The organism is Nakamurella sp. GG22 (genome assembly GCF_052976845.2).
The window spans coordinates 1-19371 of the sequence record NZ_JBRIIO020000026.1; the positions used below are offsets into that span (position 1 = coordinate 1).

Here is a 19371-nt window from a genome sequence, read left to right on the forward strand (position 1 = left end):
GCGTTGCTCTCATCAGTGCCGGTGTCCCGGCGATTCGCAGCCGTCGAACGGGGCTGCTCTTCATCCCTTCGCCGCACAGGTCGGCGGCATGATGGGGTCCGCGGTGCCTGCTGGTCGGTGGGGTCAATCAGAGGGAGCGACCACGCCACGGGTGGGGGTCATGAACTGCACGACCCGCACCGGCCAGCTGTTCAGGTGGCGGCGTGTCATGCCGCCACCGGTCTGGTGCCCTGCAGTGCGCGGACCCGGTGGTCGCGCAGGGCGTAGAAGACGAATTCGAGCTGCCGGCGGGCGGCCGCGACGACCCCGATGTTGCGGCCCCGACGGTCGCCGACCCGGTCCCTGATCCGGCCCACCACGCTGGTTCTGGGCAGGATTTGCACGGATTCGATCGCGGCCCACCGGACCAGCCGGGAACCTTGCTTGGTGATCCGTCCACGGTGCACATGCTTGTCGGACTCGTGGTGCTTTGGGCGTCAACCCGGCCCAGCAGGTCAGTTCCTCCGCCCGCGTGAACCGGTGGATATCACCGATCTCGGCCACGAACACCGCGCCCAGGATCGGACCGATACCGGGGATGGCCTGCACCGCCACGAACCCGGGATCGCGGGCCAACCGGCCCCGGACCTGCCCGGCGAACGCGTCGATCTCGAAATCCAGCGCACTGATGATCCGCCGCAGCGAGTTGATTCGCGCTGCATAGGGCTTGGGCAGCTCAAGCCGGTCCAGCAAGTCGGTGCCCGCCAGGCCGAACAGGTCGGTCATCAGTACCTGGATGCCGCACTTGGCCAGCACCGCGTGGATCTGGGCCTTGCAGTTGCTGCGCATTCCGACCAGCTTGGCCCGATGCCGCACCAGCTCCCGCAGCTCCCGGGTCGCAGGCGGGGCAATCCACGCCTCCGGTAGCCGGCCCATCCGGAGCAGGTCGGCCAGAATCGGCGGCATCGCGCTGGTCATTCTTCACCCGACGGTACTCAAATGCCTTGACCCCCAACGGATGCGCGAGATGCACCTGCGCGCCGAGGTCCTGCAACGCGTCGACCTCCCAGTACCAGCCGTATGTGGCCTCGAGCACCACCTCGGGGGCTTCGCCGGCCCGGGCCATGACCGTGGACAACCGCTCCACGTCGTTGCTGATCCGGATGGACTCCAACGGATCGCCTTCGGCTGTCATCCGGACGATCACCGACCGCCGCCGGTGCCGGTCGATTCCCACGAATTGCCGACCGGAATAGGCTTCGCTCACAAGGGGCCTCCTTCGTCGAACGGACGTGAGCACCCGCCAGTGTCCACCCAACCCACTGCGGAGTCCCACGAGGAGCGAGGCCCCGCTCCTTCATCGCATCAGATAGGCGAAAGCGTTCCGAAAAGTGCCACCACGGAACATCTCCTCGTGATCATCTACCGGTGGAGGCTCTTGAACCCAAGGAGTCGAGTGATAGTCATGTGTCCTGCGTCGCGGTTACGTCCCGAGAAATCCACGGCGCAACGCCAACGACAACGCAGGCCGTCTTCTTGGCAGCGCACTCTGGGTGCGCGGCCGGACGGTGCGCGGCCGTACCGTCAGGTGGGTTGGGGGTTTTTCGAGCATCGCCGCCAGGGCGGGACTAGCCGCCAGTGGAAACCGAAAGGACACAAGCCGTGTCTCAGCGTCACCAGATGGCCTTGTCCGCGCCATGCCGTGCGCCTGGAAGGAAGGTCCGCGTACTTACAGGATCAGCAACCACAGATTTCGTCCAGCCGGACCACCCGCAGCCTTATGCGCACAGCGCCGAGCAGTCACAGCGGCTTGATGCCCGATGAACATATGGTCCATTCTCCTTCTGGTATTCATCGCTTTCTGCGTTTTCGCCGTCATCTACTCGACTTTGGACGACCGGAAGATTATGCGGTCGGGCACGCCGGCCGAACAGGAAGAGGTGCTGAGGCGACGTGCGGCCCAGAGAGAGAAAACTCAACCCGCGACATTGCAGCATGGCGAGCCGCGCCGGCAGATAATATGCCCGCATTGCCAGGAACGCGGGGGTGTCAGGTGTAAAGCAATTAAGAACAAGAAGGGCATCTCGGGTGGCAAGGCGACCGGTGCGCTTCTAACAGGTGGCATTTCCATGCTTGCGACAGGTCTCTCACGGAAAGAGGCCGCTACTGAGGCCTATTGCCAGAACTGCCACAGTACGTGGCAATTCTGACGGTGGTCGCGATTTCGCGATTTCGCGATATCTGAATTCTGGTTGAGTACTCGCCTGGGATAGATCTCGTAGGTCTTGTTGAGGCGAGGTCCGATAGGCTAGCAGGAGCCAGCATGGCAGATTCAGCACACCGCGAACGACTCACACGCCGTCCAACTACTTCCAGGTGGCTCTCGACGGGGGGCAGCTGCATCGATGGACGGCAATCCGGTGATTATTCGATGATGTTGGAAGCCCGCGGGGAGCGACTGTGGAATGCTCTCGTTCAATGTAGTCCGGAGCTCGCGGACACGTCGAATCCGTCGAGAGGTAGCCATCTCAGCGTGTCGAGCGGCTGACCGGCTTGCAACCTTGGAGTCACGCTGCAGCGCCGTCGCACTAGGCGATCTTAGTACGGGCCGTCAGCTGCTCATCCGATTGCACGTCGAATGCCGTCGCCAAACTGCGTGCCTATTTGTCGTCGCTTTATTTAAGCGCCTGGCCCGCAGGGTCCTTGTCGACAGAGCTGAAGCTCTCCTGATTCAGGCGTACCGCGCGACATTCATCGACGACACCGACGTAAGCCGGGTGAGCACTCCAACGGGAGTGTGAGGTGTTTCTGAGTTAGCGATACAAGATCGCGTTGCATTAGACAACATCGCGGGGTCCTTCTGGGTGTCGCTGTTGATCATGCTGCCGGTTCGCCCGGTGGTGGGCAAGCCGGGTCCGTCGGGCTCGTTCCAATCCCGCCTCGCGGTCTTTGCGGATCTGCTCACCACGGCCCGTGTGCTCGTCGTCCGGGGTCACGTATCCCACGCCGGCGTGCAGCCTGACGGTGTTCCAATGGACCTGTAACTGATCAAGTTCGGCGTGCAGCACGGCGGGTTGGGTGATCTTGAGCAGGTGCGGGAACTCGGCCTTGAGGTGTCCGAAGAATGTTTCGATCCATGCCTGGTCGGTCGGTGTGCCTGGTCGCCCGAAATGTACGGCGATCGCGTGCAGCGCCATGAATTCGCGGGTTGACCCGGACGTCATCTGCGGGCCGTTGTCCGACACTGCGAGCAGGATCGGGCGGTGTTCGTCGTCAACGGTCGGGTCGGCGACGGTCCGCCCGTCGGGGCGGTCGATCCGTGCCAGCACGTCGTCCATCAGACCCTCGAGCTCGAGCGCATCGGTGAATACCAACTGCACCTGGGTGGAGGTCTCCTCACCCGAGACGATGTGCGCCAGCCACTTGCGGGAAACCAGGTCCTCCACGATGGTGGCGGCCACTCCGGGGGCGGTGAAGTGTGTCGTGTCGTAGATCCAGATGGAGTTCGGTCGGTACTCCGCCCACTCCGGGAACGGCCGGCGATGCGACCGTCCCGGCCGTGGCAGTGGCCGGAAGTGCCTGTCGTGCAACGACAGAACCCGACGCACGGTAGATGGGGAGGCCCAGAACCTGTGCAGGTAGGAGCCGCGGTGCGCGAGCTTGCGGTGCGAACGGTCGATCTCGGCCCACTGCTCGAAGACTGCAAGGATCTCGGCCTCTTCGGCCGGTAACAACCCGTGCACCGGGGATCCGCCGGGTCGGCGGTCGACGAGCTCGCCGAGCCCCGCCCGGAGCATCCACCGGTGTGCCCGGACCCGGCCAAGGTCCAAGACGACCGCTGCCGCCGATACCGACCAGCCCTGCTCGACCGCCCGGTTGAGCAACTCGAGCAGGGCAGACTTGGTGGCCGCATCGACCCGGCGGGGAATGCGGCCACCTATTCCCAACCGCCTTTTCCCTCGACCAGCATCAGCTTCACGGCCATTTCTTTGACCGTTTCCGACAACCGCGCGATCTCCGCTTTCGCCGCGTCCAGTTCGACATCCCGGGTCCCGGGCTTGATACCCGGTCGGGACTCCGCCAGCGCTGGCAGAGCGCCATCCTTGGCGACCTGCCGGATCCGCACCACCGTCGACCGATCCACCTGCGCGGCGGCCGCGGCCTCCGCCATCGTGACCTCGCCGCGAATCACCTGCAGATAAATCTCGTACTTCTGCATCGGCGTCAGGAACCGCTTCGGCCGTCGCCCAGCCCGGTCCCTCGATCGACCTTCCTCGTCCATGGCCAGATCCTCCTCGCTCGGTCAACGACCCCACGAGATGCTGTCTGATACCAAGATCAATCTGTATCGCTAACTCAGGCGCAAACCAGAGTGTGCGCCTTTACGTCCGACAAGACAGCGGCCACGAGATCATCGAGGGGATGAGTGGTTCCGATCATTCTTACGTGCGCGCCGCCCTCCGACAGCTTCTCGACTACGTCGTCTACGGCCTTCATTCGGTTGTGACCCTGACCGGGCTCTTCACCTCCCCGCCCCGGACGAACTCGACCTTGGGCTCCTCCACCGGTACGGGATCGACTGCGTCTACCGGGGCGACGACGGACAGTTCAGTCGGCTGCGCGCTGATGAGGCAAGGAGAAGTCCCATGGCGCAGATGTGGACTGGAGCGTCGAGTTGGACAACCTGCATGGGCACCGGGTTGGTTCAGGAGCGGGCGGGCTTGGCGTTCCATCTGCAGCCGCCCGAGGAGCCGAATGGGTGATGAAACCCTCTATTGAGCAGCCTGTCGCTGTCGGAAGGTAGTCTCATCCTGGCAGTGCAGGCGGTGGGGTTTACATCCAGAACTGCGTTGCCAGGGGAATCAGGACGCCAAGGGGGCGCACCGTGGAGGACTTCGAGCGCGCGCAAACGCCAGGGCCGGCTTCAAGTGGGTCGCATCCAGCGCCCAATACTGCCCGACTAAGGAACCTGCTTCGCAAGATCATCATTGGCGTTGTCCTCGCGTTCGTCCTGCTCGTGGCTGTCGCCGCGCAGGCAACCAGCGGGTTGTTCGGTGTTCTTGTTGTTGTGGGCCTGATGCTGCTCCTATTGGGATTGATCGCCGTGCTGTTGGGCCGGCGATTCTGGACTATGGCTGCTCCACGCAAAGCTGGCTTGGTTCTCGCCGGCGCAGGACTGGCCCTCGCCGTGTTGGGTGGGGCGCTCATGCCTCCGACCGCGCCTGAACAGAACACGGCAGAGCCGTTGGCAGCCCCTTCCGCAGAGTCGACCTCAAGCGAATCGCCTACCTCGCTGAGCGTGTCCGCCACCCCAACAACGAGCAGTGGGTTGACCGTCGATCAAGCCAACGCCATCATCGCGGCCGCGCGCCCAGGCACCGCAATGGCGCTGCTGGGGACTCTCGAAGTCTCGGATGAGACCATGCCGTCCGGCTACGACAGGAAGCAATTCGGGCAAGCCTGGGCCGACGCGAATCGCAACGGCTGCGACACCCGCAATGACGTCCTCGCCCGCGACCTCACCAACGTCGTCCGGGAACCAGGCACGAACGGCTGCGTCGTCACCGGCGGCTCCCTTCAAGACCCCTACACAGCAACAACATTGCCATTCAACGCCAACCAGGGCTCCAAGGCGACCGTCGCGATCGACCACGTGGTCTCACTATCCGACGCGTGGGCGGCAGGCGCTCACAGTTGGGACGCGGCCAAACGCGAACGGTTCGCTAACGATCCGTTCGAACTTGTAGCGGTCAGCGCAGAAGCCAACGGATCGAAAGGAGACAGCAACGCGAGCGGCTGGCTGCCGCCGAACGGTCCCTATCGGTGTCAGTTCGTCGCTCACCAAATTGCCATCAAGGCGAAGTACAAACTGACGGTCCGCTCAGAAGAACGCACCGCGCAAGTCGGCGTCCTCAGCTCATGCGTCGATCAAGCACCGTCCGCAGACACAGCGGCAGCAGACGCATCCGCTCAGTCTCGCGCATCCGCTCAGTCACGAGCTGCCGCCTCGTCCGCGGCCGCGTCAAAGGCGTCCCAGGAATCAGCCGCTGCCGCATCGCAGGCATCTCAAGAATCAGCCGCAGCCGCATCGAAGGCGTCCGAGGAATCAGCCGCAGCCGCATCGCAGGCGTCCGAAAAATCAGCCGCGGCCGCATCGGAGGCGTCCGAGGAATCAGCGGCGGAAAAAGCATCCCAGCAATCGGCCGCAGCCGCATCGCAGGCGTCCGAGGAATCAGCCGCTTCAAAGGCATCGGAAGAATCAGCCGCAGCCAGAGCATCCGAGGAATCAGCCGCCGCGGTCACCGAGACAGCAGACCAAGACACGTCGGTGTACTGGGAGAACTGTACGGAGGCCTACAACGCGGGGGTATCGCACATTCTGATCGGTACACCTGGATACCGCCCTGACCTCGATGGCAACAGTGACGGCGTCGCGTGCGAGGGCCGGTAGCCGGCCCCTTCATTGACGGTCAAGACATGATCACTCGTGCCCTAGCATGGCGGTTGCCCTGCCAGCGGCATCAGCATCCGTCGTTAGGCCGCTGCAGAGTCTCTGTCCTGCCGGCAATCCGATAATGCGGGTAATCCTCACCTGGTGAGGTGGTGCCCGTCCGCGTGGCTCGCGTGCATCGCCGCTCTAACTGGATTGGTACTCAATGGAAGCGCTGCACGAATAGCCGAGTTTTGGCCGTATGTACACGGATCATCCCGACCGTGGCATGGCTACGCTTAACGGTTTCCACCGGCGACGCCGCGTCGCGGCTGGCTAGCCGTGCCGATCCGGTCGGAGTGGACCCAACACGCGCAGTGTACGAGCAGGGGAACCACTTTGTGCCGGGGTTACCCCCTGGGCGGCGCCAGTCCATCACGCATCTATTTTTACGGGGGTAGTGCCGATCTAGGGCTTTACGGCTAATTGGCGGCGCCTATATAGGCGACCGCCCGGTCAAGCATTATCCGTCGCCGGGCAGTCGCACCTTCCCCGAATGATCCTCAATTGGGTTGAGCGGGCCCACCGAATCTTCAACCCGAAGCCTAACTGGACTGATTAGTGTGCGCGGTCATTAGAAGGTTTGTAGTTCACTACTTCACCCACGCGGGTCAGTGGAATCTTGTACCCTCAGATTCGTTGTGGTTGGATACGACGCCTAGCGGCGAGCCAAAGTCGATGGGAAGCAAGAGACGCACAGTCGCCGCTGGTATGCCACCACTGAGCACGCGCGCCCGACCGCAACTCTCCTCGGACTCACAGACAGCTAGACCACCGAAACGCAGCATGCTTCATCGACCACTCCGGGGTATTTCCCAACGAGTAGAACGGCACCCGTAACTAGATAATGCGATAGCCCGTGCTTGCGCTCCCGGGCGAATGCTGTCGAAATCCGCTCCGCGGGAAGCGGAAATGGGCCGGGCATTATTTCAGGCGGGATCGACACGACCGACATCGAGGGGGTGCAATGATGCGGGCAAACCCGCTTAACGCTGCCTTTGATGGACCCTGTGCCGACGCACCCGATGCCAAACACCATGTCGTCTTTTACGCCGAACGCCAAGTCTGTCGGTGCTGTCATCTGGCGTACGGACGCGCCGGCGGCGGCAAAGCAACGGCGGGCGACGTCAGGAGCGAGGGCGTGGCATCGGTCGCGATTGCGGACGGTGCGCGAGTCTGGCTGTTCGTGATAGGGGTCCTGGTTCTGCTTGCTGGCTTAGCCCGAATCCACCGACCGGCTTGTTAGTTGATCATGGGGTTGGGGAGTTGATCTTGGGCTGGGTTTGATTCTGGTTCGGGCGTGCCTGGTCTGCCGGTCTGCCGGCTTCTCCTGTTTCTGATAGGGAAATGGGCGGGTTGTCAGGCGGCTGTGGCGGGTGGTCCGCAGGTTCGGGTGAACAGTTCGGTCCAGCTGGTGTGCCAGGGCCACCGGGTCGGTAGGTGCAGGGTCAGCGTTCGTGCGGAGCCGGCGATCCGGGCCGGGACGACGATCAGGGTGCGGCGGATCGTGCCGGTGGTCGCCTTCGCCAACTTTGGCCCGGACAGGGCTGCCGCCGCCCTGGTCAGGTTGAAGGCGATGACGGCCAGCACCAGCCAGGCGGAATTGGCTGCGAACGATTTCGACGGTAAATGGGCCAAGGCCGAGCCCTTGAGGTCGGCGTGGACCTGCTCGATGATCGCGTGCCTGCGGTGGGTCTTGTCGGCGGTCACGGTGTCCAGGGTGCTGGTGGTGAAGAACGCGTGGAACCGCCACGTGTCGAACAGGGTGGGTTGCCCCGCAGTGGCTTTCGGGTTGAGGTCCGGGATCCTGCGGACCACCAGGCGGCCCGGGACCTGCTCACTGTTCTTCCTCGAGGTGAACGCGGTGAACCCGATCTCGGCGACCTCGGCGCGGGAGATCCACCGACCCGAGGGTTCGTCGAACACTGCTTGCGGGTACTTGATCGTCGCCCACGCACCATCTGGGATGGTGCTGATCGCGGCTTTGATGTGTGTGCTCTGCCGCACCGTGATGGACACGTCGGCCTTCGCGCGGCGGGCCGCGGCGACCACTTTGTGGCCGTAGAACGCCGAATCCGCCCGCAGCAGCACCGGCCCGGCGGCGCCGGCGCTGCGGAGCCGTTTCACGGTGGCCAGGGTGTCGGCGACCAGCCGGGCCGCGCCGCGGGCGGACCCGCAGGACCCTTTCCGTAGGCGTTGCGCAACGATCACCGGCGCCGCTGTCGGCGTGCTGACCGTGCCGATGACGCAGTTCAATCCCCGCACCTGGGTGTAGCCGAACCCGGCGCCCTGCTTGGCGTGCCCGTGGACCTCGATGATCGAGTCGTCCATATCGGCCAGCGCGTACTCATCGATACCCGGCAGCAGCGGTACCAGCTGACCCAGCCCGATCAGAGTGCGGGACGCGACCGCGTCCAACTGCCGGACGTGACCGAACCGGAATGTCCGCAGGAACGACCCGAGAGTCGACGGTGCGTAACAGGCGTCGAAGACCCGGCGCATCCCACCGTGCCGAAGGATGGCCATGTCGTCGATGCTGTCCGCCCCGGCGACCATCCCCGCGACCAGCGAGGTGACCTTCACACCAGCGTTCGCGCCCTTGTCCGTCGGTACCGTCAACAACCGATCCGCCAGCGCTTGCAGACCCGCCCGGTCGGCCAAGGCGACCACCGGGACCAACCCGGCCGCGGCCAGCAGATTCGGCTCATCGAACACCGCGCGGCGCACCGGCCGAGCATGAGATGCTTTCACCTGCGAGATGCCCTTCGTGACGCTCGAACCGGGTCCTAGACAAATCCGATTCTTCCAGCGCACAAGGGCATTTCGCCTGTCCAGCCCACGACAACACCCAGGTCAATCGGTGGATCCAGGCTTAGCTGTGGGGCTGATGTCGAGGGTGGAGGCACCGAAGGTGGGTCCCATCGCGGGTTCCCAGGGTGACGCCGGGTATTCGATTGTCTGCGGATCACCATGGGCGGGAGCACCCAATGGAGTAGCAGAGAACTATACGGACCCGGCTTCCTTCGGTCGTTACACCCTGGACCCGTCCGCCGCTTACGCCCGGAGGCTGTGGGTACCCGCCACCGCCCAAGAGAGGCAACAGAAAGAGTCACAGCAACGGTCCCTATGCAATGAAGCCCGCGACAAGGCAACCGACCCGCCACGGAAGATGATCGCGATCGGTGCCGGCACCATGTTCGCTGCATTCCTTCGGAGTCCGTTACCACCGCGCCGCCGGCCCGGCACAACCAATCGGTCATCAGCTTCGCGCGACCAACCACGTGGGAGCATTTGATGCCCGCGTCGAACGTGAGGTTTTGCTTATTTCTGTTGGGTCTGGCTTTTCTACCGCTTGCTGCGGGCTTTGGCATCTTTCAGGTGGTGCGGGCGCCGGTACTGGGCGCTAAGGGCAACATCACGATGGTCTGCGGTTCGCCGTGGGGGGCGGCCCAGAAATGGACGATGTATGACTACGACGACTACTTCGACTTCGATGGCAACGATGCCGTCGCCGCCGAGAGAGCCGCTCTGGCGGTAGGAGCTCAAAACAACCTGTGTGTCGACGCCCGCGCGGACGCCAACAACGCGACACCCCGCACCATGGCCGCAGCGGGCATATTCATGATGTTCATGTCCGGCCTACACCGTCCGATCGGCCGACGTCGAATCAAACGGAAGGGAGAGGCTCCGAAGCCGACCGACGCATAGATGGGTCGCGCCCGAACACGGCATTGTTCCACCAAGACCTACCGGCGTCCGAATCAACTCACCGAATCGAGTGAACCAAATTCCGGTAAAACGCACCTCCAGATCCCGGGTGGCAAAAGACCAGCGGACAGCCATTGTCATCTACCCGGAACGCTCGATCGGTACGTCCTATTATGGGAACCTCAGAGTCCGATACTTCGGAATCGCGCAGCACTGCGACGCGCGGGCGCGGTTGCAAGTGCACGCTGGGCCGGTCACTAGAGCAGGCGGGCCAACTGATGCGGGAGCTTGAGCAGGAGCGACCAGCCGGCTCCGCACCGATGGAGCTTGTCCATCGGTTCCACCGACGTGGCGCGATCCTGCAGCCTTCGACCGATGGTGACGGCGCGAAGGCGCTGCCTGGATGCCGGAGAAGACCCTCGGCAAGCATTCGACGACTTGATGGCACCGGTTCGACCACGTCCGCCGGCAATGGGCGCTGCTGCACGACCTCAGCGGGCCGACCAGCGCGCTCGACCTGGCCGCCATCGGTGTCGACTACGCGGACAGCCTCGACCGGGCACGGGCACGGGCCGAGGTCATCACTTCGAGCTGATGTGCACGTCCTGCACCCACTGCAGCACGGCGGCGGCCGGCGTGTCCGCAGGTAGGTCCCGATATGCCAGCCCGCACGCGCACGGCGCTCCCGCCAGCCCGCGCCGTCGGAGTTGCTTGTGCTCGATCGCCGGGTGACGGGGGTCGAGAGCGTCGCAGATCCGCAGCCGCATCTCACCGTCGATCACGTGCCCACGCCAGCGCAGCAGCGGGGTCATCAAGCCGAGCGTGCTAATCGAGCCGGACATCTGCTCGTACCACCGGCCGCCCGGGTGACGGGTGCCGGGCGCTTCACCGTGGTCGACGGCGCGGGCAGCGTGGTACCGCTCCAGCTCCGCCAGGAACGACACCGGCACCTCGCCCGGCTCGGTCGGCTCCTAATCAAACTCGCTGAGCTGCGTTGCGCCGGGTGCCTTCGGATCGAACGGGCGCCCGCTGGCTGGCTGCCCACTGCGGTGCACCGCCACCCGGCAGGCAGATGAGCAGTAGCGGGCGTCGCTCCGTTTGGCGATGAACTCAGTGCCGCAGCGCTGACACGGACGCGAGGCCGGCGTCACGGCGCGATAGGTGCGCATGAGACCCAATGTCAGAGGTAATGACCCCCGTCTACCGGGTGTCAGAGCCGGCCGGCCGCCAGCTCCGAGCAGATTTGGTCGGCTTGCCGGGTGGCCAGCGCGACGATGGTCAGGGTCGGATTCGCAGCGGCGCTGGTCGTCATCACCGAGCCGTCGCTGACGAAAAGATTCGGCACGTCATGCGCCTTACCCCAGCGGTCCACCACGCCGTCCTCCGGCCGCTCGCTCATCCGGCAGGTGCCGAGGTTGTGGGTGGACGGATACGGCGGGGTGTGGTGCACCGAGATCGCCCCGGCCGCGCCGTAAATGGAGTCGGCGGCCGCGTAGGCGTGGTCCCGCATCGCGGCGTCGTTCGGGTGATCGTCGTAGTGCACGTCCGGCACCGGAAGCCCCCACTGGTCCTTGACATCGGGGTTGAGGGTGACCCGGTTCGACTCCTGCGGCAGGTCCTCGCCGACCAGCCACATCCCGGCGGTGCGCTCATAGGCGTCCATCTTCTCGGTGAAGCTGCGCCCCCACTCCCCCGGCTCGATGAAGCTGGCCAGGAAGGCCGGGCCCAGCGAGAGGGTCTCCATGTAGTAGCCACCGGCGAACCCGCGGGAGGTGTCGTGCTTCGCCTCATCGGCGACGATCCCGGCCATTGTCTCGCCCCGGTACATCCGCACCGGCTTCTCGAACTGCCCGTAGGCGGAGCCGGTCATGTGCCGCATGTAGTTGCGGCCGACTTGCCCCGACGAGTTCGCGAGGCCGTCCGGATGCAGGGAGCTGGCGCTCATCAGCAGCAGTCGCGGCGACTCTATCGAGTTGCCCGCCACGCAGACCACTTTCGCGGCCTGCCGATGCAGAGCGCCTGCGGCGTCGAGGTATTCGACGGCGTTGACGGTGCCGCTGTTGTCGTGGGTGATCTTCACGGCCTGGCTCAGCGGGCGCAGGTCGAGATTGCCGGTGGCCATTGCCCGCGGGATCTCACGGACCAGGGTCGACCACTTGGATCCGTGCTTGTCGCCCTGGAAGTTGAAGCCGTCCTGAACGGAAGCGGGTCGTCCGTCGTACGGCTCGGCGTTGGTGGCGTACGGGCCGGTCGCGTAATAGCGGTATCCGGCCTTCTCCGCGCCGTTGGCCATCACCGTGTAGTTGTTGTTCGCGGGCAACGGTGCCCGGCCGTGCCGGTGGGTGCTGCCCATGGCGATCTCCGCCTTGTCGTACCAGGGCGCGAGTTCCTCCAGGGTGATCGGCCAGTCAAGCATGTTGGCGCCGTCGAGATCGCCGTACACGCTGCGGATCCGGAACTCGTGCTCCATGAACCGCGGGGTTGCCCCCGCCCAGTGTGTGGTGGTCCCGCCCACGGCCTTGACAATCCAGGTGGGCAGGTTTGGGAAATCCCGAGCCAGCCGCCACGAACCGCTGGTGGTCCGCATGTCCAGCCAGGCCATCTGGCTGAACGCCGGCCATTCGTCGTTGACGTAGTCGTCGGCGGTCAGGTGTGGCCCGGCCTCGAGCAGGACGCACTTGACGCCCTTGGTGGTGAGCTCGTGGGCGATGGTGCCGCCGCCGGCGCCGGATCCGATGATGACGACGACGGGGTCGTCGTGCTCGATGGTCGCCATGGTCAGGCCTCCGCTCGGTCGACGAGCTCGGGACGCGGCTCGTCGGTGTACTCGGTGATCCTGGCCTTGGGTAGCCAGTCCAGGTCGTCGAACCCGCGGCTCAGGTAGCCGCCCTTGTCGTACGAGGGGCCCTCATAACCGAGCAGGTTCCAGACCTCGCGGTCCTCGTACAGGGCCACCACGGTCGTCGAGTGCACGAGCTTGAAGAAGGCGCTGTCCGCGATCCGCTCAACGGCGGCGGTCGCCTCGGTGTCGGACAGCGAGCCGAAATCGCCGCCGGCAATATCGTCCAGTTCGGCCAGTCCGGCCGCGACCAGATGATCGGCGTCGGCGTCCTGAACCTTCTTGGCGGTCCGCTGGTACGGGCTGTCCGGAAAGCTCGGGTGCGGGTAGGCCACCCGAAGCAGGCGGACGAGGGCGGCGGCCTGCTCAGCGCTCAGCGCGGTCCCGGTCGCCGTGCTCACGGAGGTGTCGCGCTGCAGCTCGACCGGCTCTTGCGGGTCCTGCCGATTTTCCTGGTCAACGCCGCTGTCGCCCATGAATTTCTCCTCGCCGGCCCGCACAACGGTGTGCTCGCCTGGGCACACGGTAACCGCGGTTCGGCTGGACGGCGAGCGGGTCGGTCGCGAATCTTCGAAGTGGTGGTTAGCCTGGCCCGACACCGCCGGCACGGGAGGAACCCGATGTACTTCATCGTCGTCAAGTTCAAGACCAAGCCCGAGTGGACGGAGAAGTTCGTCGAACTGGCCACTCCGTTCACCACGGCCACCCGCGCCGAACCGGGCAACCTGTGGTTCGAGTGGTCCCGCAGCATCGACGAACCGGACACCTTCGTCCTGGTCGAGGCGTTCGCCGACGACGACGCGGCCGCCGCCCACGTCAACAGCGAGCACTTCGCCACCGCGACCCGGGAGACCCTTCCGCAGGCGCTGGTGGCCACGCCCAAGATCGTGAGTCGCAAGGTTGACGGCTCGGGCTGGGATGAGATGGGCGAGATCACCATCAGCTGAGCCTGACTTGGCCGCTGAACGTCGTTCATACGAGTAAACCCTTACTGGAGTCGATCGGATGAGCGAGAAGGTTTGGAAGATCGGTTGGTTGCAGTGTCTGGACCGATCGGACGCCGAGGGTCTGCCCCGGGCGTGAGCAACACTCGGATCGCGGCCTAGCGGGGTGGAGCTTGGCGATAGGGCCGCTGCACCGGTCGACGATGGCCGCGAGTCTTAGCGACGTTGCTCGCAGATGAGTTCGGACACCGACCCGTCCGAGCGAGCTCTGGTGGCGCCGCGGGCTCTAGGCCGTGTCGTGCTCACCCCACTCAACAAACCACGCCGGGTGGCTCGGTCGATCTGCGGCGTCGAGTCGACGGCGACGATCCGTGCCACCGGAATGCCACCATCGGTAACGACGACGTTCTCGCCGGCAATGGCACGCTCGATCCAGCTCGAGAGCTCCTGGTGGAGTGTGGTAATCGAAACATCCATAACCCAAGAATAGAACTCGATCTGACTGATATGTACAAGGTAAGGGCGAGCAGCCGAGAATGGTCTACCGATCGATGGGCATTGCTCAGACCACCACAAGGTCTAGCAGCGAGGGCATATGCGCCCAAGGAGTGGGTGCATCGGCTGCCGAACGAGCGATCAGCGTCCACACGACCAGACGATTGCCGCTACCGATCGGCCCGACCACCGATCATCGACATCGATCAATTCGGCAGTAGCCCGCTCCGTTTGCGAGGCTCAGGCCGACGGAGATCGAGACCCCTTTGCGATCGTCGCTTGCCGGCGTCATCGCCGGCGTCCCGAGGCAATACCCCCGGCGCAGATCCGACACGGCTCAAGGCCACGCTGCCGTGCGGAACCTCGAGTCATCGACGTCATGCGGGAGTTGCCGAAACCGGCCTCAAGGGACATCGAAGTATTGCCGGAGCAGCCCGTTCATGTTCTCGTTGGAGCCCCGTTCCCAGGGTGCATGGGCGTGGCAGAAGAATACCGGCGTGCCTGTCGTGGCCGTGATGTGGCGGTGCGCCGCCAATTCCTTACGTTGGTCCCAGGTCAGTGAACGGCGCAGCGAAAGGGGAAGCGATTCCAGTACTGGCACCAACGCTTGCGTCATGTCCGCGGTGGTTCGACGCCGAGGCAGGTGGACCAGGATCACGAACCTGGTAGTCCGCTCGACGAGGGTCCGATCGCGGTCCCGCCGTTGCGGCCGATGATCAGATCGCCCTCCAGATGCCCTGGCTGGACCCGGTCATTGGCCTCCTCCGGGCGGGCGTCGATCATTACCTCGGGCAGCAGGTGGCCGGGCCGGCGGCGCTGGTAGCGCAGCGGTCGACGACGCCGCCGGCCGCTGCGCAGACTCTCCGTGGCGGTGCTGTCAGGCCGTCGCGTTCGGGCTGGTAGACGGCCTGGTAGAGCGTTTCCACGGCCAGATGAGGGGCCAGGCTGTCCGGGAACTGGACGGTCAACTCGTGGCTGATCTGGTCCGGGCTGTGCCGTTTGGCCAGGCGCCCGTCGACGAACTCCCGGAGCACCGGGTCTGCTTGGCGATCCTGGTCGTTCTGGGTCGCAGCCGGCGGGTCGCCGCCAGCCGGTTCGGGGTGTGTGGCAGGTACCCGCCGCCGGCCGGGTCGAGGTTGCGTTATGAGTCTTGAGTCGACAACACCAAGTCGAGCCAGCTAGTCGTGAACGGTGCACCGAACGGGCGTCCTCTCGGACGCAAAGCGTCCAATGTGACGGCGTCGAACCACATTGGCAGACTTAGCTCGTCGACCGGCGCCACGAGATAGGTGTCGCCTCTGGGTTGCGGATACTGCAGATGCTCCATCTGGCTGCGCGTGACTGCTCGCCAAGCGCCCGTTCGGATGACGAGTCGATACGTCCTCAGTGGATCTGGGCTGAACAACAGGAGTAGCTGTGCCGTGAGCTCGGGAGCGTCATCTACCACAGCGCCGGGTCGCGTGCCGCTCCGCACGTTGTAGAGGTGCTGCTCAGTTATCCATTGCCATTGTTGTTCGGAGCGTACGTATCCGATGAGTACTGGAGTGTCGGCGGGGGGCGTGGACAGTCCAGGCGCGCCGACATGCACCATGTCCGAACGGGGTCCTTGATATGCAGTCCTCACCCAGTAGCTCGCCCGTCGATGACGGGTGGCATCACCGGCCGCATGAATCATCGCGCGGCGAATGAACGACTTAAGTCTGTCGACATCCTGTTCGGCACAGTCTGGTCTCAACGGGAAGGCTCCGAGACCAGGTAGGAACTCCGTGGAGTCGAGCGCAAACTGACGTTCACGCGAGCCCGGAAACAGCACGTACGATCCGGCCGAATCGCGAATCGCGTCGCGGTAAGCGTGCATTTTTAAGAGATCAGTCCGTTTGCTTTCGCCATGTCTTTCGGCTTCCTCCTCGTCGGCAACCTCGCCCGTCTCAAACGCCCGCGCCCAATCGACCTTGTATTTCGCGTCAAAGTGGAGCCACATGCCGACTTCATTTGGACGACGAATAAGGAGACTTGCATCAGGGCGCATAGGGCGTGTCCAGCTACTCGCAGAGCCGAACTCCTTGTTAAACATCAGATCGGCCACGATGTGTTGGCCTTCAACGTTGCCGTCGTACTGCAAACGAGTCGAGCCACGAGCACTCAGCACAAGTGACATGCCCGACGGTGACTTGCGGAAGAGCTCTCCTTGCCAGCCCCGGGAGCCGCATGCGGCGGCAACCGCTTGTGCCAGCCGAGTAAAGGTCCAGTACTCGTAGAGTGTCGCGACGCTGCGACGTGAGACGAGCAGGGGATCTTCGAGTTTAATATCCAAACCTAATGAACCATCGATCAGAGCTGCTGCCGCTGCGACCTGTCGGTAGCCATCCCGTCGGCGAAGTACTTGGTTGTCGCTCGGGAACACTGAGAGCGGCCGGACGTCACGAAAGAGTGGATTGCCCAAAAGCTCGTCGAGCTCGTCGCGAACCCTCGCAGCCTCGCGTTCGCCTCGAATTCGTGCTGACCCTTGTAGGGCCTTAACATTGCGAAACACGCTTTCCGCCAGCGCTCGCCAGCTCTCCAGAACAAATCTGAGGAAACGGTTCGGCACGGTATCGACCGTCTCGACTGTCCTTGCGACGTACATGCGCGCCGGAAGAGAGTTCAAAATCATCGTCGGACTGTTCACGCGGCGTCCGGGAGCTGCGAGCTGTCGGCTTAGTGACGACGAGCCGCGCAATGACTGCCCAGCTCGCCGGGACTCGAGCGAAGGTTCCCAGGAACGATAGGGGCGGGCCAGCACATGTCCCAGCGCCCAACGAAGGTCAGTGCCGTCTAGGAGACCCTTCAGCACGGCGAATTGTTGATACAGCAGACGAGGCGAAGATCCCGGGGCCATACCGAAGCGGCCGGCGCTCGCCGCGAACCCCTGATGAAGAGCTTCAATTGCGAGCTCTGCAAGGTCGGAGAGCATCCGGCCGAAGGCCTCTTCGTCGGCGAATTTCGCACTCCGCACGTCGAATTCACCCGTTAGCAGTCCTTGGTCGGTCGTAACCTCCACGCGGATCGCTCCCACGGCTTCCCTTGGCATGAGGCGACCAGAACGACACGTGGCGTCATCGAAATCGAACAGTTCGGCGGGCTGAACCTCGATTACCTGCCCGGCTACATCAAACTCGAACCGGTAGGTGCGAGCCTCTCGAACGATGAGCGTGAACGTGATTGGATCTGTTTCTAGAGGTTCGACGGCGTTTGGGAGGGCCGCGACACGGAGGGTGCCAGACGCGCCGGCCCCCGTAAGCACCACCTGGAAGGACCTCACTACCTAGTCCGTGAAACTAACCTCGCGCTTTCACGGTAATTCCGGGATGCGCCGGGCGGGGTCATGGGAAAGGTGCTCTGACCTGCGATGATGAGGGTCTTCGAGGTCCAGATCGTCGCGAGAGCGGAGCACCTTTCTGATGCGGAAGTCTACCCGGTGGCGGCTGCCCACGGTTGATGCTGGAGGACGCCGGATCGTGTCCTCGGCCGGTGGGGTGTTGATGGTCAGGACGGCCCGCACCACTGGTCTTGATCGGGCACTGACCGCGGCGTTGGCGCCGTGGCGCAGCCCGATGGCCCGGCACGATCCGGGCAAGGTCGTGTTGGACTTGGCGGTCGCGTTGGCGTTGGGCGGTGATTGCCTGGCCGATATCGCCCAGCTGCGTGCGGCGCCGGACGTTTTCGGTCCGGTCGCATCCGACCCCACGGTGTCTCGGTTGCTCGACGTGTTGGCTGCTGATGCACCGAAAGCGTTGTCGGCGTTGGCATCCGCCCGGCGGTCCACGCGTGCGCGGGTGTGGCAGCTGGCCGGCGGAAACGCCCCGGACCACGGCGTCGACGCCGGTCGCCCGATCGTGATCGACGTGGACGCCACCCTGCTCACCGCGCACTCGGAGAAAGAGTCCGCGGCGCCAACCTTCAAACGCGGGTTCGGGTTCCACCCGATCGGGACCTGGGTCGATCACGGCCCGGAAGGCACCGGCGAACCGTTGGCGATGTTGCTGCGGCCGGGGAACGCCGGCGCGAACAACGCCGCCGACCACATCACCGTCGTCACCGACGCACTTGCTCAACTCCCACTGCCGAGCAATGGTTCTCGACCGGGCCGGCGGGTCCTGGTGCGGGCCGACGGGGCCGGCGGCACGCACGAGTTCGTGGGCTGGTTGACCCGGCGTCGGGTGCAATACACGGTGGGGTTCGGGCTGACCGAAGCCATCGCCCGGATCGTCGACGACCTCCCCGCGGCGGCGTGGACACCGGCGTACAACGCCGATGGAGAAGTCCGCGACGGTGCCTGGGTGGCCGAACTCACCGCCGTGGTGAACCTGCGGTCCTGGCCCGCGGGTATGCGGTTGATCGTCCGCGCGGAACGACCCCACCCCGGTGCACAGTTGCGGTTCACCGATTCCGGCGGGCACCGGCTCACCGCGTTCGCGACCAACACCCGGGGTGGGCAACTGGCCGCCCTGGAACTGCGACACCGCCGCCGGGCCCGCTGCGAGGACCGGATCCGGGCGGCGAAATCCACTGGCCTGGGCAACCTCCCACTCCACGGCTTCGACCAGAACCAAATCTGGGTCGCGATCGTGATGCTGGCCTGCGAGCTGACAGCATGGCTGCAAATGCTGGCCCTGAGCGACGGCGACGCCCGCCGCTGGGAACCCAAACGGCTGCGCTACCGACTGCTCTGGATCGCCGGGCGACTCACCCGCCGCAACCGACGAACCCACCTACGACTCGCCGCCGCCGCGCCCTACGCGCACCTCGCCGTCACCGCCTACCAGCACCTGGCCGCACTCGACCCAGACTGACACCCACGACCAGACCGCCAGACTCTTCGTTTCAGAAAACACCGGCCAGTGGAACCGGCGCCCCGCCCGGCGGACATGGCAAGC

At 64.6% G+C, this 19371-nt stretch carries 13 protein-coding genes and 2 pseudogenes; 4 read left to right on the plus strand and 11 right to left on the minus strand.

Features of this window, described 5'->3' with window-relative positions; all coding sequences use genetic code 11:
* Positions 1 to 206: 206 nt before the first annotated feature.
* From ACVBEQ_RS21890 to ACVBEQ_RS21900, 3 genes and pseudogenes are all read right to left on the minus strand, one after another.
* Positions 207 to 1246: pseudogene (locus tag ACVBEQ_RS21890) on the minus strand (IS110 family RNA-guided transposase).
* 1570 nt (positions 1247 to 2816) lie between these two features.
* Complete coding sequence (locus ACVBEQ_RS21895) at positions 2817 to 3926, minus strand: transposase (protein ID WP_447152410.1); 1110 nt, start codon at positions 3924 to 3926, stop codon at positions 2817 to 2819.
* Entirely contained in the window at positions 3917 to 4261 is a 345-nt protein-coding gene (locus ACVBEQ_RS21900) for a hypothetical protein (RefSeq protein ID WP_447152411.1), read from the minus strand. The genes ACVBEQ_RS21895 and ACVBEQ_RS21900 overlap by 10 nt, the downstream gene beginning before the upstream one ends.
* A gap of 603 nt (positions 4262 to 4864) precedes the next feature.
* Here ACVBEQ_RS21900 and ACVBEQ_RS21905 point away from each other — a divergent pair.
* Positions 4865 to 6430: a GmrSD restriction endonuclease domain-containing protein gene (locus tag ACVBEQ_RS21905; RefSeq protein WP_447155522.1), complete on the plus strand. Its 1566-nt coding sequence runs from the start codon at positions 4865 to 4867 to the stop codon at positions 6428 to 6430.
* 1398 nt (positions 6431 to 7828) lie between these two features.
* On the opposite strand, the gene ACVBEQ_RS21910 is transcribed toward ACVBEQ_RS21905, so the two are convergent.
* Positions 7829 to 9220 carry an IS1380 family transposase gene (locus ACVBEQ_RS21910; protein ID WP_447152944.1) on the minus strand — a complete coding sequence of 464 codons (1392 nt, stop codon included), beginning with the start codon at positions 9218 to 9220 and terminating at the stop codon, positions 7829 to 7831.
* A 543-nt stretch (positions 9221 to 9763) separates the two neighbouring features.
* Between ACVBEQ_RS21910 and ACVBEQ_RS21915 the strand changes: the two genes are divergently transcribed.
* Positions 9764 to 10177, plus strand: a complete 414-nt coding sequence (locus ACVBEQ_RS21915) for a hypothetical protein (RefSeq protein WP_447155523.1) — start codon at positions 9764 to 9766, stop codon at positions 10175 to 10177.
* A gap of 581 nt (positions 10178 to 10758) precedes the next feature.
* Here the strand turns inward: ACVBEQ_RS21915 and ACVBEQ_RS21920 are convergent.
* From ACVBEQ_RS21920 to ACVBEQ_RS21930, 3 genes are all read right to left on the minus strand, one after another.
* Positions 10759 to 11121: a hypothetical protein gene (locus tag ACVBEQ_RS21920; protein ID WP_447155524.1), complete on the minus strand. Its 363-nt coding sequence runs from the start codon at positions 11119 to 11121 to the stop codon at positions 10759 to 10761.
* Positions 11122 to 11387: 266 nt separating this feature from the next.
* Positions 11388 to 12953, minus strand: a complete 1566-nt coding sequence (locus ACVBEQ_RS21925; protein WP_447155525.1) for a GMC family oxidoreductase — start codon at positions 12951 to 12953, stop codon at positions 11388 to 11390.
* A gap of 2 nt (positions 12954 to 12955) precedes the next feature.
* Positions 12956 to 13492 carry a hypothetical protein gene (locus ACVBEQ_RS21930; protein WP_447155526.1) on the minus strand — a complete coding sequence of 179 codons (537 nt, stop codon included), beginning with the start codon at positions 13490 to 13492 and terminating at the stop codon, positions 12956 to 12958.
* Positions 13493 to 13636: 144 nt separating this feature from the next.
* Between ACVBEQ_RS21930 and ACVBEQ_RS21935 the strand changes: the two genes are divergently transcribed.
* Positions 13637 to 13963 (plus strand): putative quinol monooxygenase, encoded by a 327-nt coding sequence (locus ACVBEQ_RS21935; RefSeq protein ID WP_447155527.1) that lies wholly within the window; start codon positions 13637 to 13639, stop codon positions 13961 to 13963.
* 213 nt (positions 13964 to 14176) lie between these two features.
* Here the strand turns inward: ACVBEQ_RS21935 and ACVBEQ_RS21940 are convergent, their stop codons facing one another.
* The 4 genes and pseudogenes from ACVBEQ_RS21940 to ACVBEQ_RS21955 all read right to left on the minus strand — a co-directional run bounded on the left by ACVBEQ_RS21940 (position 14177) and on the right by ACVBEQ_RS21955 (position 17756).
* Entirely contained in the window at positions 14177 to 14437 is a 261-nt protein-coding gene (locus tag ACVBEQ_RS21940; protein ID WP_447155528.1) for a type II toxin-antitoxin system Phd/YefM family antitoxin, read from the minus strand.
* 421 nt (positions 14438 to 14858) lie between these two features.
* Positions 14859 to 15128, minus strand: a pseudogene (locus ACVBEQ_RS21945) (IS30 family transposase); the annotation flags it as partial.
* A gap of 109 nt (positions 15129 to 15237) precedes the next feature.
* Complete coding sequence (locus ACVBEQ_RS21950; protein WP_447155529.1) at positions 15238 to 15489, minus strand: hypothetical protein; 252 nt, start codon at positions 15487 to 15489, stop codon at positions 15238 to 15240.
* A gap of 107 nt (positions 15490 to 15596) precedes the next feature.
* Positions 15597 to 17756, minus strand: coding sequence for a DUF2357 domain-containing protein (locus ACVBEQ_RS21955; RefSeq protein WP_447155530.1), 2160 nt, complete (start codon positions 17754 to 17756; stop codon positions 15597 to 15599).
* Between the two features lie 139 nt (positions 17757 to 17895).
* Between ACVBEQ_RS21955 and ACVBEQ_RS21960 the strand changes: the two genes are divergently transcribed.
* Positions 17896 to 19287, plus strand: a complete 1392-nt coding sequence (locus ACVBEQ_RS21960; protein WP_447155531.1) for an IS1380 family transposase — start codon at positions 17896 to 17898, stop codon at positions 19285 to 19287.
* The last annotated feature ends 84 nt before the right edge of the window (positions 19288 to 19371 follow it).